Origin of the sequence: Acinetobacter sp. YH12076 (assembly GCF_013419525.1) — a bacterium.
In the GTDB taxonomy this organism is placed as follows: domain Bacteria; phylum Pseudomonadota; class Gammaproteobacteria; order Pseudomonadales; family Moraxellaceae; genus Acinetobacter; species Acinetobacter amyesii.
On the sequence record NZ_VOZY01000003.1, the window covers coordinates 279,472 to 294,741 of the forward strand.

The window sequence follows — 15,270 nt, forward strand, 5'->3', positions numbered from 1 at the left end:
CCATAAAAAATAGCCTGACAATGCAGGCTATTTTAACGGATCTTTCCACACAATTTTCATCAGCAGCATGTGAATCCATACTGATCTACATAGATTAAGCTGAATGTTCTCTTGGCATCCACTTAATCTTCAGTTGGCATGGGAATGACATGCACTTTTTCAATCTTATGACCATCCATCGTGACCACTTCAAAAATGTGTTCATCCGCTTTGAATTTTTCACCATTGGCCGGTAAACGACCCAAATGGAATAAGATATATCCGGACAGTGTCGAATACTGTTCGGCATCATCCACCAAATCACGACCCAACAATAAAGACACGTGACGAATGTCAGTTGAGCCATCGAGTAACAATGAACCATCATCGAGGCTTTCTGCTGCCGTCTCAGGTTCATCTTCATCAGGGAACTCACCAGCAATCGCTTCTAAGACATCGATCGGTGTTGCAATCCCTTCAATTGAACCGTATTCGTTTAACACCAAGGCCATTTGCAACGGCGCTTGACGTAGCTGTTCCATCACCATCAAAACTTGAGCATTTTCATGCACCACCACAGGCTCACGGAGATGTTTTTCAAAATCGAGTACGCCCGTTTCAATATAGTCATTCATGACTTTATGAGTCAGTACCGCACCCGCAATATTGTCAAGCTCACCATGTGCCACAATTAAACGTGAATGCGTGGTACTGAGTAATTGAGCACGAATCGCCTCAGGTTCTTCATCTAAATCAATCCATTCCAGTTCAGGACGAGGTGTCATCACGGACTTTACTGGACGCTCAGATAAACCCAGTACCCCTTGTACCATGACACTGTGGTAAACCCCGTTGTCTTCATCAAAGACTTCATCAGCAAAAGCACGTGTTGCAAGCACATCTTCATTTTCATTTTGATTGTCTGCAACATTTTTCCCACCGAGCATACGCATCACTGCTGAGGCTGTGCGATAACGTAAGTCTGTGGTTGTCACCATTTTTTCCTGATTATGACGCATGGTTTGGTTCAAGAACTCAATCATGACAGAGAAACCAATGGCCGCGTATAAGTAACCTTTTGGAATATGGAAACCAAAGCCTTCGACCAAGAGCGAGAAACCGATCATCATTAAGAAGCACAGGCACAGAATCACCACCGTTGGGTGACGGTTCACGAAGTTCATCAGTGGTTTAGATGCCCACAGCATAATGCCGACAGCAATAATGACCGCAATCATCATGACAGAAAGGTGTTTCACCATCCCGACAGCGGTAATCACGCTATCGAGCGAGAACACGGCATCGAGCACCACAATCTGCACAATCACCATCCAAAACGTCGCATGCACAGGATTTTCTTCCTTTAGCATGGGCTTGTTTTCAAGACGTTCACGCAGTTCCATGGTGCCTTTAAACAGTAAGAACACCCCACCAAACAGTAAAATTAGATCTCGACCGGAAAATGGATGGTCGAAAATATGGAACAGTGGGTTGGTTAGAGTCACCACCCATGCAATCGAGGCCAGTAAGACCAATCGCATACACAGTGCAAGCAATAAGCCGACAATCCGTGCAGTATTACGCTGTTCTGGCGGTAATTTTTCCGCAAGAATCGCAATAAAAACCAGGTTATCGATACCTAAAACAATCTCAAGCACCACCAGTGTCAATAATCCCACCCATGCAGAAGGATCGGACATCCATTCAAAGATCATAATTGTATCTCCTGAATGTTATTCACACGTAGATCATGCTGATTTGAAGATGAAATGCATTGGACATGCGCAAACGCTTTTAATGGCGTTCTTTCTAATATTTTGATGTGTGCTGAGTGACAACAACCACTACCCATGACGGTTCTTTAGCTTGAAATGAAGTTTTAAGTATAGCAAGTTAAGGTAAAAATTCACCCTTTTTTACCAAAGTACAATCTCTGTATGGAAGAATTTAAACCCAGTGATGACATTAAATTGTCATATTTAGCTGCCAATGTAGTGTCATAAAAAATAACATGCTAAGGTAAAATTAAAACGTAATGAATAGCGGATTAAAAATGACAGAAAAACGTGGTAATCCTTCTCCTGCTACAACACAACCTTTAATCGCACTGTATTGCGGCTCCCGCTCTGGTAACAATCCAATTTATCAAGAAAAAGCCATTGCATTGGCGCAAGGCTTGGCTGAACATGGTTTTGGTCTGGTCTATGGTGGCGCCAGTATTGGCCTGATGGGTCAAGTCGCTGACGCTGTGGTCGATCATGGCGGCGAAGCCGTGGGTGTGATTCCTGAGTTTATGTTGGATTATGAAATTGCACATAATCATTTGACTGAACTACACGTCGTGCGCAGTATGCATGAGCGTAAAGCCATGATGGCAGAACGTGCAAGTGCCTTTGTTGCCCTGCCCGGTGGTCTCGGTACATTCGAAGAAATTTTAGAAATCGCCACTTGGGGACAATTGAATCAACACCAAAAACCGATGATGCTTTATAACGTCAATGGCTTCTATGATGCACTAATTGCACAATTAGACCATGCGGTTGCTGAAGGTTTCTTGCCGCCGCAGCATCGTGCCAAACTGATCGTATGTAATTCTTCGAAGCAGATCTTTAGCGCACTGAAAAATTTAGATTGCCCGAAAAATTTCGTGGTCTAACTGTATTTTAGATGTCAAAAAGGGGAATAAAGTATTCCCCTTTTTTTATTGCTCGATGTTACTTCAAATCAAGATCGTGTCGACTTAACCTGACACCACACGATAGAACCATGGCAAGGTTGTCGCTAAGAAAATACTCATCAGTAAACCAAGCATCAACTTCATCGCATCTTTGCTGACATTTCGTGAAGTTCGATATTTATTCACTTCATGTAAATGCATGGACATAGCAAATTCACGTCCTGCAAGTAAGCCCAAGAATACCCAAGTGGTACTCATTGGAATATTACTCCACTCTTTGAACACCAATAAAATCAAAGCATACATAAAGTCGATAATGGTTGCCGAGCGGATATCAGCCACACCCGTTTTGGTGTCGATAATGCCCTGAATCGCCCCGCCACGTTGGTACAAAATGATCCCAAGCAGTACGATAAACACCACAATTGCAAAAATCAGGAACTCCAGCGGCACCTGACGAGGGACGTAGACAAAAATATTGGCCAAATCCTGAATCAGCCACTGACTCCATAAAAATGCCGTCGAAACCCACTGTAGTCCCACCCAAATATTCGAGGGTGTTTCATCACGTGTTTTACTGAAATAAACCGAGATGCCTTTAATCACAAATCGATAAACAATAATCGCAACAACAAAAGCTACCGCATAACCCATCATCGACTTAGTTAACATCGACCCAAGACTACTCGGAGAGAAAATCGTTAACACTAAGAATGTGGTGCTGACCGGAATTCCGTAGCGAGTCAAAATGATCAGTAAGATCGGTGGCACAATATAGAGCCACGTGACCCCTTCTGCGGGAAATGGAATCGTTTCTAAACGACCATAAGATGCATCCCCCACGCCAGAACTGTACCAACCATAAACCAATACAATAGCTAGAATACTGCTGACATAGATCCACAACAGCCACCAAGGGCGATGCGCATTGGATGAAATAAAGGTTCCCAATGTCTGTGGCACATCATTACCGACAATAGAATAGGCCGCGAGACAGAAGCCTATGACCATCAGAATTTCGATTGTCATGAAAACAAAACACCTTTGCCATAAAGAAAAAGCCCTCCAATAAATGAAGGACTTGAGCGCATTATGACAGTTTATCTGGCGTTCATACAATTTTGTGCCGTGCTTTTCTCGACATTAAAATAAAAATTTTAGATAAAACAACAATTTAAAATTAAATTATTTCAATTTAATCTGATAAACCGCAGTGCTACCGTTCACTTCATTTCCAACCACCAACAAAGGTTGGGCATTGGGCGAATCTTTGGCCGCAATAAAAATCAGACCTTCAGGTCCCACATCGCCTTGTTTAACCACATCAGTGCCGAAACTTGTAGTTTCATGTTTTCATTCGTCTTTTATTAAAATATGACCAATTTATAAACATTAGGTTGCATAGAGCATGAAACTCTCATTGCATTTTTCTTGCAATTTTTTGGCTCAATTATGCAAAGCTTTTACTACATCCAAATGGCAATATTCATTTAAACTGTTTAAAAATCTCAGCTTTATTGACTTATGAATAGCACGCCAACGCATCAGGCTTTACAACCCGAATTTAGACTTCTAGTGCTATTGGTCTCTATTGGCTTTTTTATGCAAGGCCTGGATACGACCATCGTCAATACCGCAATCCCAGCGATGGCGAGAAGTCTAGGTGAAGACCCGCTTCAAATGCATAGTGTGGTCGTGGCCTATGTCTTGTCTGTCGCAGCGTGTATTCCCTTAAGTGGTTGGTTGGCCGATCGTTTTGGTGTACGAAATACCTATTTCACAGCCATTATTATTTTTACATTAGCATCACTAGGCTGCGGTATGGCCAATAGCCTGAATGAGCTGCTGGTTTATCGGGTAATTCAGGGCATAGGTGGCGCATTACTGCTACCTGTTGGGCGTTTGGCAATGCTCAAAGTAATTCCTCGGACACAGTTTTTATCGGCCATGAGTCTGATGAGCCTTGCTGGTTTAATGGGGCCCTTAATTGGTCCTACCCTTGGCGGTTGGATGGTGGAAGTCGCAACATGGCATTGGATATTTTTAATTAACATTCCAATGGGACTGCTAGGGGTACTTATTACCTTTAAAGCCATGCCCAATGTGACCGAACCGAGCGTACAACGCTTCGACTTTATGGGTTTTTTCTTATTGGTCATCTCCATGGTGGGTTTATCATTAGGCATTGAAAACTTTGCCAGCCCGCATCTGCCGCTATGGTGGAGCCTGCTTTTGGTCGCTGCGGGGATCATCGCTAGTTTGATCTATGCCTTTCATGCACATACCCATGCCAATGCGCTGTTTCGCAGTAAATTATTTCAAAATCGGATCTATGCCATCGGCATTATCGGCAACTTCTTTGCCCGCCTTGGCGGCAATGCCATGCCATTTTTGATTCCCTTAATGCTACAAGTGGCTTTTGGCTTTGAGCCCTTTATCACAGGGTTATTGATGATACCGACGGTACTCGGTTCATTGGCATCAAAACCGATTATTCGTCAAATTATTCAACGCTTTGGCTATCGCAAAGTGTTATTGGTAAATACCTTCTTGGTCGGTGCCTGTATTTGCAGTTTTGCACTCTCTACGGCTGAAACCCCCACTTGGTTACGTGCCTTACACTTTTTTATTTTTGGTATTTTAAACTCGCTGCAATTCGTTTCGATGAATACCTTAACCCTCAAAGATTTACCCCAACAAGATGCCAGCAGTGGCAACAGTTTCTTGTCGATGATTATGATGGTGTCGATGAGTATCGGTGTGGCTTTGGCAGGGACTTTAGTCAACGTATTTACGGCCTATTATGGTCCTGCACAAATCGAAACGGCATTCCATAGCACCTTGATTTTACTCGGCTGCATTAACCTGATTACCGCAGCGATTTTTTGGCAGATTCCTAAACATGTGGATGTCTAAACCTGTGTCATCGGGCAAATCTATGACAGATCAGCCCTTAAAGGCTTATGATAAAATGGATACTTGGATACATTTTCATGCCTAAAAAAGCCAAATCACGTACCTCTAAAAGTTCACTCAAAAAATACAGCCCAATTATTGCACTCAGCGCTATCAGCGGCGTCTTGGCGGTGGCTGGATTAGGTTATTCAGCCGTGATGCCACATCGCCCTGCATCTGCAGAAAAATATCCCGTAAAAGGCTTTGATGTTTCCCATCATCAAAAAGATATTCAATGGTCAAAAATTTCACCAAAAAAATACCAATTCGTTTATCTCAAAGCCACAGAAGGTGGTGATTTTAAAGATCGGAAATTTCAAGATAACTGGTTACAAGCACGGGAAAACGGCTTTTTAGTTGGGGCCTATCATTTTTACCGTCTGTGCCGTGATGGCAAGATTCAGGCGGAAAATTTTATTGCTTCCGTGCCGAAAAAAGCCGATGCCCTTCCTCCCGTGATTGATTTGGAATATGACACCAACTGCATTAACACCTACAGCAAAGAGCAGTTACTCAAAGAAATCAGCTATATGCATGATCGCTTGCACCGCCATTATGGCAAACAACCGATTTTTTATACTTCGAAGTCTTTTTATAATATTGTCTTAGCTGGCGAGTTTAAACAGACGCCGCTGTGGGTCCGCGAATATAAAGGCCCACCCGATCTAAAAAACAATCCGAAATGGCTGATTTGGCAACATACTAATCAAGGAAAAATTCAAGGCATCTCGACCACCGTCGATTTAAATGTATTTTCAGGTGATGCCAATGCATGGACTGATTTTTTAGACAAAAATGGCGTTTCCCCGATCAAACCCCGTTGATTTATTCACCGACTCAGGACAACATCGAAGCAAATAATCCATGAAAACTGAGTCGCAGGATGCGTATTTTAAAAATTTTTCTTATTATATTTTCAGTCTTTATAGTCCTCGCCATCGGGATGTTGGCTTATATGGTCCAACCTTCGGGGACCTTGGCAGCGTTTAAAACGTGGCATTATCAACATCCCACACAAAGCACTACAGATACTCACTCAGCGACACCCTATCACGTCAAATTCTTTGGCGTTTCGACCTTACTGTTTGACGATGGCCAAGAGCAAATCCTCATCGATGGCTTCTTTACTCGTCCATCGCTTAGTCAGACCATATTCACTCAGATTCAAAGTGATCAGCCTTTATTAAAAAGCTATATCGACCAATACGACTTAAAACTCACACGTGTTATTTTCGTGACTCATTCACATTATGATCATGCGCTCGATATTCCAATGTTGGCCCACCAGCTCCCCAAGGCCATGATTGTCGGCTCTAAAAGCACCTTAAATATCGCACGGGCAATGCCAATCAATGAATCACAACTACACGAAGTTCAAGCTTGGCAACCGATGCAAATCGGTAAATTCACCATTACTGCCATCCCCTCGCAACATACTCCGCCAACGGCCGTTAATGATGATTTGGGGGAAGAAATTTCGCAGCCACTGCAACTCCCTGCACATTTTAGTCAGTTTAAAGAAGGTGGATCATATGACTATCTCATCCAACATGGGCCACATTACAGTTTAGTCAAAGCCAGTACAGGTGCTGTGCCCAAACAGTTGCAAAAACTAAAAGTCGATACCTTATTTTTAGGCATCGCTCAGCTTTCCAAGCAAACGACAGTGTTTCAACAGCAATATTTCAAAGAAACCTTAGCGACTCTTCAACCCAGCACCGTGATTCCAATTCATTGGGATAATTTTTTCAAACCACTGAATCCAGAGCTCGAATTTTTGCCTCGCTTTGCCGATGACACCCATCAAAGCCTAAATCTATTGATACAGTCAGCAGCAGCTCAAAACACCAAGGTGGTTTTACTCAGTCAACCTGTGTCGTTCGAGTTAAAAAATTGAGGAAAGTGCTGGATTGACTGTGCGATACTGACATTCAATTTTTAGGCACTGATCTAACTAGGTATGAGGAAAATCATACATATCGACATGGATGCATTTTTTGCATCAGTAGAGCTGCGGGAACGTCCAGAACTCAAGCAGCTTCCTGTTGTTGTGTCTTCACATCACCCTCGTGCAGTCATCTGTGCCGCGTCTTATCCCGCACGTGAGTTTGGTTTACGCTCGGCGATGTCGATGGCACAGGCCCGTAAACTCTGCCCACAGGTCGTGGTGATCGAACCTAATTTTGAAAAATATCGTGCCGTTTCGGCGCAAATTCATGCCATTTTTCAACGCTATACGTCGCTGATTGAACCGCTATCTTTAGATGAAGCTTATTTGGATGTCACAGAAAATTTACAACACATTCCGAGCGCCACCGAAGTCGCTATGCGAATTCAGGCAGAGATTTTACAAAGCACTGGTCTAACTGCCTCCGCAGGTGTCGCGCCCAATAAATTTTTGGCTAAAGTTGCTTCTGATTGGAACAAACCCAATGGCATTTGTATTATCAAACCTTCACAAGTTCTGCATTTCATCCATGACTTGGCACTGAAAAAAATACCCGGTGTGGGAAAAGTGACTCAAAAAAAATTAAAAGCTATGCAACTCAATACATTGGGGGATTTACAACAAATTGAAGAAGCCGTTCTGATTCATCATTTCGGTAAATATGGACGGCAACTCTATCTGTATGCACAAGGGATTGATGAACGACCGGTCCAATCTAGCCGCGAGCGTCAGCAGATTTCCAAAGAAACCACTTTTGATGATGATCTCACCCTGAACCAATGTCAGCCCTATTGGCCCAAACTGATTGACCAAGTTTGGTCTAGTTTAGAAAAAAAGCAGTTAAGCGCGCGCGGTGTATCGGCCAAATTAAAACTGAAGAATTTCCAAGTGCTACAGCACAGTAAAAGTTTTAAAACGTCACTGAATCATCGTGAAGACCTTGCGCAGGTATTGCAGCAATTACTGCATGAAATGCATATTTCTGAGGACGATCAATTTCGTCTGATTGGCGTAGGGGTCTATCAATTAAGTGCGCAAAACCAAGAAGCACAACTTTCGCTGCTCTAAAACTTCATGAAGATCGTATTTGCTTAATATTTAGGCAGAAGAGCAAATTTAAAGCAATTTGCTATTCACAAAGCCTAAAATTAGAGTACTCTATCAGCGCACTACATTATCCGTGTATGCGCTGAGATGCTGAAAATCACCTTTACTTTCAGCATGCTGTCCTGTGATTGGCGTGACGATCAAATCCGAATATTACAGGGCAACTCTGTTGTCAATCATGGAATACCCCGCTGTATGCCTTCTGCAAAATCTGCTCCAAATCCTCAAAATATTTCACAAAATCAAGAACAACGTGCGCGTAAAGCCGCATTAAGTAGCTTCATTGGTGCCGTAGTCGATTGGTACGATTTTTTACTTTATGGCATTGTTGCCGCACTCATTTTCAAAGATCAGTTTTTCCCCAGTATTGGCAACAATATGGGAACCTTGGCAGCCTTGGCGACCTTTGGCATCGGCTTCCTGTTCCGCCCCTTAGGCGGCATTGTGTTTGGACATTTTGGTGACAAGCTGGGTCGGAAAAAAATGTTGGTGCTCACCGTCATCCTGATGGGGATTTCGACTGTCGGTATCGGTTTATTACCCAATTTTGCGGCCATCGGTTGGTGGGCCCCGATCCTGCTCGTAACACTTCGGGCAATACAGGGTTTTGCTGTCGGTGGTGAATGGGGCGGCGCTGCCCTGATGGCTGTAGAAAATGCCCCGAAAGGCAAAAAAGCCTTTTACAGTAGTGGTGTACAAATTGGCTATGGCGTCGGACTCGTTCTGGCAACAGGCGCTGTGTCTTTGATTATTGCCACTTTGGGTGAAGATGCTTTTGCTGATTGGGCGTGGCGAATTCCCTTTATTACCAGTATTGTCTTGCTGGCTATCGCAATGTGGATCCGACGTGATCAAGACGAATCTCAAGAATTCGTCGACCATGTGGTCAAAGCTAAGCAAACGCCAAAAAAATTACCGATTCTGCAAGCGATTAGCCAACACCCCAAAGCCTTTTTCTACATTATTGCGCTGCGCTTAACCGAGTTACTCACCATGTATTTGGTGACGAACTTTGCACTGAATTATTCCACCGCTCAATTGGGCATGGACAAACAGTTCTTCCTTAATATCACTTTAATGGTTGGTGCAATTAGCTGCTTCAGCATTCCCTTCTTTGCGTGGTTAGCAGATCGATTTGATCATCGTAAGATGTGTGTATTGGGTGGCTTAATTGGTGCGCTTTCTGCCTTTCCATTCTTTATGGCCCTTGATGCTCAAAATACTTGGCTGATTATTGTCGGTGCGATTTTCCTTGCCAATATTGCCCATGATATGGTGGTGAGTGTACACCAACCGATTTTCACCTCACTGTTTGGTACCGCCTATCGCTACAGTGGCGCAGGTGTCGGCTATCAAGTTGCTAGCATTATCGGTGGTGGCTTTACCCCAATGATTGCAGCAGCTTTGGTGATTTGGGGTGATGGTTCATGGCATTATGTGGCAATCTACCTTGCTGTCGGCTGTTTATTGACGGCCTTAGTTGCAGCTACGATGCCTAAAACTCAAGATTAAGTGCTCTTTTTGCTTTCAGGATATTCCGCATGACCATCCAACGCCTGCATGTTTCAAAACGCTTTTCCGAAATCGCTATTTCTGGTCAATTGGTTCATTTGGCAGGTCAATTGGCAACAGACCTTGATTTAGACATCAAAGGACAAACACAGCAAACATTTGAGATCATTGATCAATTTCTTGCAGATGCCGGTACAGATAAAAGCCACATTATGTCAGTGACCATTTATCTTAAAGATATTGAACAGGATTATGCCGCATTCAATGAGGTATGGGATACGTGGGTGTCAGACATTAAAGCATTACCCAGAACTTGTGTTGAAGCCAAATTATACGACCCGCGTGTACTGGTAGAATTAACCGTCGTAGCCGTTAAGCCTGAATAATCATTAAAAAAAGCATGTATAAAGACATGCTTTTTTTGCAAAAGATTTTGCTCTTTGAATCCCTAAGATCCAATAATTTTGATCTTTTTACGTTCCAAATCTGAATATAAATGATATTTTTTCAGATCATTAACCGGTACAAATGGCGCTTGTACACGCTGCTCATTTAAGAAATCTTCGCGTAATTGAACGTACTCAGGCACATCATCATAACGAATGACCCGATAGCCTGCCAAAGCGAGCAAAGCATCTTGATATTGCGACTGCTGCATCCGTTTTAGCACCATCGGATCATCTAAAGCGACGATCGCCAAGATCTGATGCTGTTCATCTAAGACGACAAAGTCCGCCACCATATTTCGATACTTGTTCCGCGTACGATAATATTTCGTGGTCAACAGTGCATCAAAAGACACATGCGCGAGGATCGTATGCTTAGGCAAAATTTCTTTTAAACGCGTGTAGGTTAATTGCTCATTAATGTTGAAAATAGCACGTTGTTTCAATGCGCTATCTTGTTGCTTAGAATCACCTTCTAAACTTTTCCAAGCCATTATGAGCACACAGAAGAGTAAAATACTCCCTATTACTATGTATATAGTCATCTCATAATCCTTTATATTTCTTATATTTTTGATTTTTGACATACTTCTTATGAAGACGAAGTATACAACCAGTATTATTTTTTTAATTTCCTATTAAAAAAAATAACTCTAACTTTCACACAATACGTATTTAAACTGACAAAAAGTTGCAAACTTAAAGCGTTAAACATCACATGCCACTTCGTTCAGAGTAATAGCATCCATTGCTATATACAAATACTTTAGATCATTCGCTAAAACGACAGCAAGTGCATTTCCTCTCACTGTCAGACAATTCCGATAAGCTGTCAAATTTTGCTCGTATTTCATTGAGATAACCGACACACATATGGCATTGAGCTTGTAACAGCATATAAAAATGCAAACTGTCTTATGCTGCCGAGCATAACACCCATAAAAAAAGACACCGAAGTGTCTTTTTTTATTTAATCATTTTAAGCGCGTGATTTAGGCTTCGATTTTCCTTTGGGTTTCGGACCGCCAAAAGGTTTTTTCGCATCACCCGTTTCACGCGGCGGCAGACCAGTATGCTGCGTCAAGATTTGACCGCGCTCAGGACGCTTCTTGGTATTTGAAGGACGCGATTGAGCAGCCTTCGTCCGATTACCTTGTTCGCCTGTACGTTTTTGTGAATCACCCGCAATGCTTGAGTTCTTTTTACGTGCAGATTGGTATTGGCCCTCAGCACTACCCGCAGGCTGATACGTCGGAATCAAATGCTGTTTTGAGTTCCCTATCAGATCCTGACGCCCCATTTCTTTAAGCGCTTCACGCAGCAATGGCCAGTTATTTGGATCATGGTAACGTAAGAAGGCTTTATGCAAACGGCGACGTTTTTCACCTTTCACGATATCGACATTTTCAGTATAACGCGCCACTTTAGCCAGCGGGTTTTTACCGGTGTAATACATGGTCGTTGCAGTCGCCATTGGTGATGGATAGAAGGTTTGCACCTGATCGGCACGGAAACCATTCTTCTTCAGCCAAATCGCCAAGTTCATCATGTCATAGTCCGTCGTACCCGGATGCGCTGCAATAAAGTAAGGAATGAGATACTGCTCTTTCCCTGCTTCCTTACTGAAACGATCAAACATTTGTTTGAAACGGTCATAGGTCCCGATCCCCGGTTTCATCATCTTCGATAATGGACCTTTTTCGGTATGTTCAGGCGCAATCTTCAGGTAACCACCAACGTGATGTGTCACCAATTCTTTGACATATTCTGGGTTTAACACCGCAAGGTCATAGCGTAAACCAGAACCGATCAGAATCTTTTTAATCCCCGGCAATGAACGTGCTTTACGGTATAACTGGGTTAAAGGCGCATGATCGGTGTGCAAGTTTTGACATACACCTGGGAATACACACGACGGCTTACGGCAGTTCTTTTCAATCTCAGGATCTTTACATGCCAAACGGTACATATTGGCCGTTGGGCCGCCTAAGTCAGAAATGATCCCAGTAAAGCCCGGTGCGGTATCACGAATTTTTTCAACTTCACGCAAAATCGATTCTTCAGAACGGTTTTGGATGATACGCCCTTCATGCTCTGTAATTGAGCAGAAGGTACAGCCGCCAAAACAGCCGCGCATAATGTTCACAGAGAACTTAATCATGTCAAAGGCAGGAAAACGCGCTTCACCATACGCAGGATGTGGCAGACGTGCATAGGGTAAATCAAACACGTAGTCCATCTCTTCCGTCGTCAATGGAATCGGTGGTGGATTTAACCAGACATCACGTTCACCATGCTTTTGTACCATCGCGCGCGCATTGCCCGGATTGGTTTCCAAATGCAAAATACGGTTGGCATGTGCATACAGCACAGGATCATTCGCCACATCTTCATAGGCAGGCAAACGAATCACCGCCAATTCACGCGGCGGCAATTTATGCTTAATGGCTTTTGATGCAGGTTGCAGCTGCACGATTTGCGTGTCGGCGTCTAAATTATCGCCTTCACGAACAATCGGATTCGCTACCGCCTCTTTTTGGAAGCCCTGATATTGCGTAACGCTGTCTTTGCCTTTCTCGATTTCACAGCCTTCAAGGTCTTCAGTCATCACGTACGGGTTAATGATCGGATCGACACGGCCAATCGCATCGACATCATTTGATGCGATTTCAACAAACTTCGCTTTTGAAGCTCGGTTATTTTTATTCACAATAAATGCAGTACCGCGAACATCCGTAATCTCTTGGATTTTTTCACCGCGGGCCAAACGATGCATGATTTCCGTGATTGAACGTTCACCATTACCATACATCAACAGGTCGGCTTTCGAGTCCATCAATACTGAACGGCGGACTTTGTCTGACCAATAATCATAATGCGCAATACGGCGCAGCGAGGCTTCAATACCGCCCAATAATACAGGCACATCTGGATAAGCTTCACGCACACGCTGGCAATATACCGTTGCTGCACGGTCTGGACGTTTATTCGGTTGATTATCTGGAGAATACGCATCATCCGAACGGATTTTACGGTCAGCCGTATAGCGGTTGATCATCGAATCCATGTTGCCGGCTGTCACGCCCCAAGCAATATTTGGTTTACCCAATACACGGAAGGCTTCTACATTGGTCCAGTCTGGCTGAGCAATAATCCCGACACGGAAACCCTGCGCTTCAAGGGTTCGACCGATGATACCTGAACAGAATGACGGATGATCGATATACGCATCACCGCAAACCAAAATAAAGTCGCAGCTGTCCCAACCGAGTTGATCCATTTCTTCGCGTGACATCGGCAAAAATGGCGCAGGGTCAAAACAAGACGCCCAATATTTGTCGTAATCAAACAACGCTTTTGGCGCAGTCTGCATAGTATAAGCAGTAGACATGGCTAGCAATTCTCGGCTGGCAGATGGAATGATCTGAAAAAAGATCAAAGAAGATGAAAGCCGATCATTTTACCATGAATTCCATTCATCATGCTTGATTATAATTTATACAATAGCTACAGAATCATTGAATTGTTTTATATAGACATCAGATGTAATAGTGCTGTAGCACGACTATAAAACAAGATTTAAATAAATCATTTGTAACTTTGCTTTAGTTTAAATCAACCTAGAATGTGCCATGAGTTATCGCATTTTTATTCAACATTAAAGCCTGCGCCTGTTGAAATTGGATGTGCATTTCAGGTAAATATTTTTCAATATAAATCTTACGCTTATCTATACTGTCTTGAGTCATTAATGGTTTTACATCAAGCATTTGACGGCGTGTCGTTTCCTGCTGATATTTATGCCAAAAACTTAATGCTGCATTTGGATCAAAGCCCGCTTTCGACATCAGATCAAGTGCGAGAACATCAGCTTCTAGTTCAAATTTTGAAACTTTAGGCAGAAAAACAGCTTGCCCAGTCACACTACTGGCAGCCGTTGCAAGCGCACCGATACCCGCAGTTGAAGAAATCATCGCCACCTGACTTGCAAACAGCAGGGAAATCTTCTCACGATGATGATCACGCAAAGCATGTGCCATTTCATGCGCCATCACAAATGCCAATTCATCTTCAGTCAGCTTTAAACTCCAATACAAGCCCGTGTTAATGACAATTTTCCCACTCGGGAAACCATGTGCATTTAAATCTTTATTGAGATTCCCACTGACTTGCCAATCCCATTGACTCGAACCATGGCGGTAAAACTCCGCATTTTGCTTAAGTTTATTTAAAACTTGATCCAATTTCGGATCAATGATCAAAAGTTGCTTGTCTTTCGACTGATGAATAAATTGTTGATAAGATCTGTCCGCCTGTTTAGTTAATAATTTTTGAGGAACGATAAAAAACTGTTTACGTTCTGCACCTGCTGTCCCTAAATTCGTGGTATTTGCGGCTTTGTTGCACAAAGATTTGAAATGCAAAGCGCCCCTAATTGATCCAAATTTAAGGCGTAACTTGGGTAAGTGGGCGACCTAATTCCGTAAATCTGTTAAGGACTGCTACACGTGCATGGATCTCATTCACCTGACTAGGAAAGCTTCTTGCCATTAATTTATCGCCTAATAATTTGATGCAATGCATCTTGGTTTCCACCAAACTGCGGCGATGATAGCCTGACCATTTTTTCCATAATGTCCTGCCTA

General features: G+C 43.0%; 13 protein-coding genes and 1 pseudogene. 7 read left to right on the forward strand and 7 right to left on the reverse strand.

Features of this window, described 5'->3' with window-relative positions; translation table 11 throughout:
• Positions 1-122 precede the first annotated feature (122 nt).
• Entirely contained in the window at positions 123-1,694 is a 1,572-nt protein-coding gene (locus FTU22_RS04400; RefSeq protein ID WP_180005207.1) for a TerC family protein, read from the reverse strand.
• A gap of 320 nt (positions 1,695-2,014) precedes the next feature.
• On the opposite strand from FTU22_RS04400, the gene FTU22_RS04405 reads away from it, so the two are divergent.
• Entirely contained in the window at positions 2,015-2,635 is a 621-nt protein-coding gene (locus FTU22_RS04405; RefSeq protein ID WP_078192607.1) for a TIGR00730 family Rossman fold protein, read from the forward strand.
• A gap of 84 nt (positions 2,636-2,719) precedes the next feature.
• On the opposite strand, the gene FTU22_RS04410 is transcribed toward FTU22_RS04405, so the two are convergent.
• Positions 2,720-3,685 (reverse strand): hypothetical protein, encoded by a 966-nt coding sequence (locus FTU22_RS04410; RefSeq protein WP_078189479.1) that lies wholly within the window; start codon positions 3,683-3,685, stop codon positions 2,720-2,722.
• 156 nt (positions 3,686-3,841) lie between these two features.
• Positions 3,842-3,979: a hypothetical protein gene (locus tag FTU22_RS04415; protein ID WP_180008096.1), complete on the reverse strand. Its 138-nt coding sequence runs from the start codon at positions 3,977-3,979 to the stop codon at positions 3,842-3,844.
• A 201-nt stretch (positions 3,980-4,180) separates the two neighbouring features.
• On the opposite strand from FTU22_RS04415, the gene mdtD reads away from it, so the two are divergent.
• From mdtD to FTU22_RS04445, 6 genes are all read left to right on the forward strand, one after another.
• Positions 4,181-5,572 carry a multidrug transporter subunit MdtD gene (gene mdtD, locus FTU22_RS04420; protein ID WP_180093180.1) on the forward strand — a complete coding sequence of 464 codons (1,392 nt, stop codon included), beginning with the start codon at positions 4,181-4,183 and terminating at the stop codon, positions 5,570-5,572.
• Between the two features lie 77 nt (positions 5,573-5,649).
• Positions 5,650-6,435, forward strand: a complete 786-nt coding sequence (locus FTU22_RS04425) for a GH25 family lysozyme (protein WP_180093182.1) — start codon at positions 5,650-5,652, stop codon at positions 6,433-6,435.
• Between the two features lie 59 nt (positions 6,436-6,494).
• On the forward strand, positions 6,495-7,508 hold the full coding sequence (locus tag FTU22_RS04430; RefSeq protein WP_180093184.1) for an MBL fold metallo-hydrolase: 1,014 nt from the start codon (positions 6,495-6,497) through the stop codon (positions 7,506-7,508).
• A gap of 63 nt (positions 7,509-7,571) precedes the next feature.
• Positions 7,572-8,627: a DNA polymerase IV gene (gene dinB / locus FTU22_RS04435; protein WP_180093185.1), complete on the forward strand. Its 1,056-nt coding sequence runs from the start codon at positions 7,572-7,574 to the stop codon at positions 8,625-8,627.
• A gap of 234 nt (positions 8,628-8,861) precedes the next feature.
• Complete coding sequence (gene shiA / locus FTU22_RS04440; RefSeq protein WP_180093213.1) at positions 8,862-10,178, forward strand: shikimate transporter; 1,317 nt, start codon at positions 8,862-8,864, stop codon at positions 10,176-10,178.
• Positions 10,179-10,207: 29 nt separating this feature from the next.
• Complete coding sequence (locus FTU22_RS04445) at positions 10,208-10,564, forward strand: RidA family protein (protein ID WP_180093186.1); 357 nt, start codon at positions 10,208-10,210, stop codon at positions 10,562-10,564.
• Positions 10,565-10,626: 62 nt separating this feature from the next.
• Here FTU22_RS04445 and FTU22_RS04450 read toward each other — a convergent pair whose 3' ends face one another.
• From FTU22_RS04450 to FTU22_RS04465, 4 genes and pseudogenes are all read right to left on the reverse strand, one after another.
• Complete coding sequence (locus FTU22_RS04450; RefSeq protein ID WP_078189487.1) at positions 10,627-11,169, reverse strand: DUF2726 domain-containing protein; 543 nt, start codon at positions 11,167-11,169, stop codon at positions 10,627-10,629.
• Positions 11,170-11,603: 434 nt separating this feature from the next.
• Positions 11,604-14,015, reverse strand: coding sequence for a YgiQ family radical SAM protein (locus FTU22_RS04455; RefSeq protein ID WP_180093187.1), 2,412 nt, complete (start codon positions 14,013-14,015; stop codon positions 11,604-11,606).
• Positions 14,016-14,244: 229 nt separating this feature from the next.
• Positions 14,245-15,048: a M48 family metallopeptidase gene (locus FTU22_RS04460; RefSeq protein ID WP_218954996.1), complete on the reverse strand. Its 804-nt coding sequence runs from the start codon at positions 15,046-15,048 to the stop codon at positions 14,245-14,247.
• A gap of 22 nt (positions 15,049-15,070) precedes the next feature.
• Positions 15,071-15,270 (reverse strand): annotated as a pseudogene (locus FTU22_RS04465) (IS5/IS1182 family transposase); the annotation flags it as partial.

Excerpts from the sequence above, each read along its gene's own strand:
- FTU22_RS04400 (WP_180005207.1), bottom strand. The coding sequence starts at position 1,694 with ATGATCTTTGAATGGATGTCCGATCCTTCTGCATGGGTGGGATTATTG.
- FTU22_RS04405 (WP_078192607.1), top strand. The coding sequence starts at position 2,015 with ATGAATAGCGGATTAAAAATGACAGAAAAACGTGGTAATCCTTCTCCT.
- FTU22_RS04410 (WP_078189479.1), bottom strand. The coding sequence starts at position 3,685 with ATGACAATCGAAATTCTGATGGTCATAGGCTTCTGTCTCGCGGCCTAT.
- mdtD (WP_180093180.1), top strand. The coding sequence starts at position 4,181 with ATGAATAGCACGCCAACGCATCAGGCTTTACAACCCGAATTTAGACTT.
- FTU22_RS04425 (WP_180093182.1), top strand. The coding sequence starts at position 5,650 with ATGCCTAAAAAAGCCAAATCACGTACCTCTAAAAGTTCACTCAAAAAA.
- FTU22_RS04430 (WP_180093184.1), top strand. The coding sequence starts at position 6,495 with ATGCGTATTTTAAAAATTTTTCTTATTATATTTTCAGTCTTTATAGTC.
- dinB (WP_180093185.1), top strand. The coding sequence starts at position 7,572 with ATGAGGAAAATCATACATATCGACATGGATGCATTTTTTGCATCAGTA.
- shiA (WP_180093213.1), top strand. The coding sequence starts at position 8,862 with ATGCCTTCTGCAAAATCTGCTCCAAATCCTCAAAATATTTCACAAAAT.
- FTU22_RS04445 (WP_180093186.1), top strand. The coding sequence starts at position 10,208 with ATGACCATCCAACGCCTGCATGTTTCAAAACGCTTTTCCGAAATCGCT.
- FTU22_RS04450 (WP_078189487.1), bottom strand. The coding sequence starts at position 11,169 with ATGACTATATACATAGTAATAGGGAGTATTTTACTCTTCTGTGTGCTC.
- FTU22_RS04455 (WP_180093187.1), bottom strand. The coding sequence starts at position 14,015 with ATGTCTACTGCTTATACTATGCAGACTGCGCCAAAAGCGTTGTTTGAT.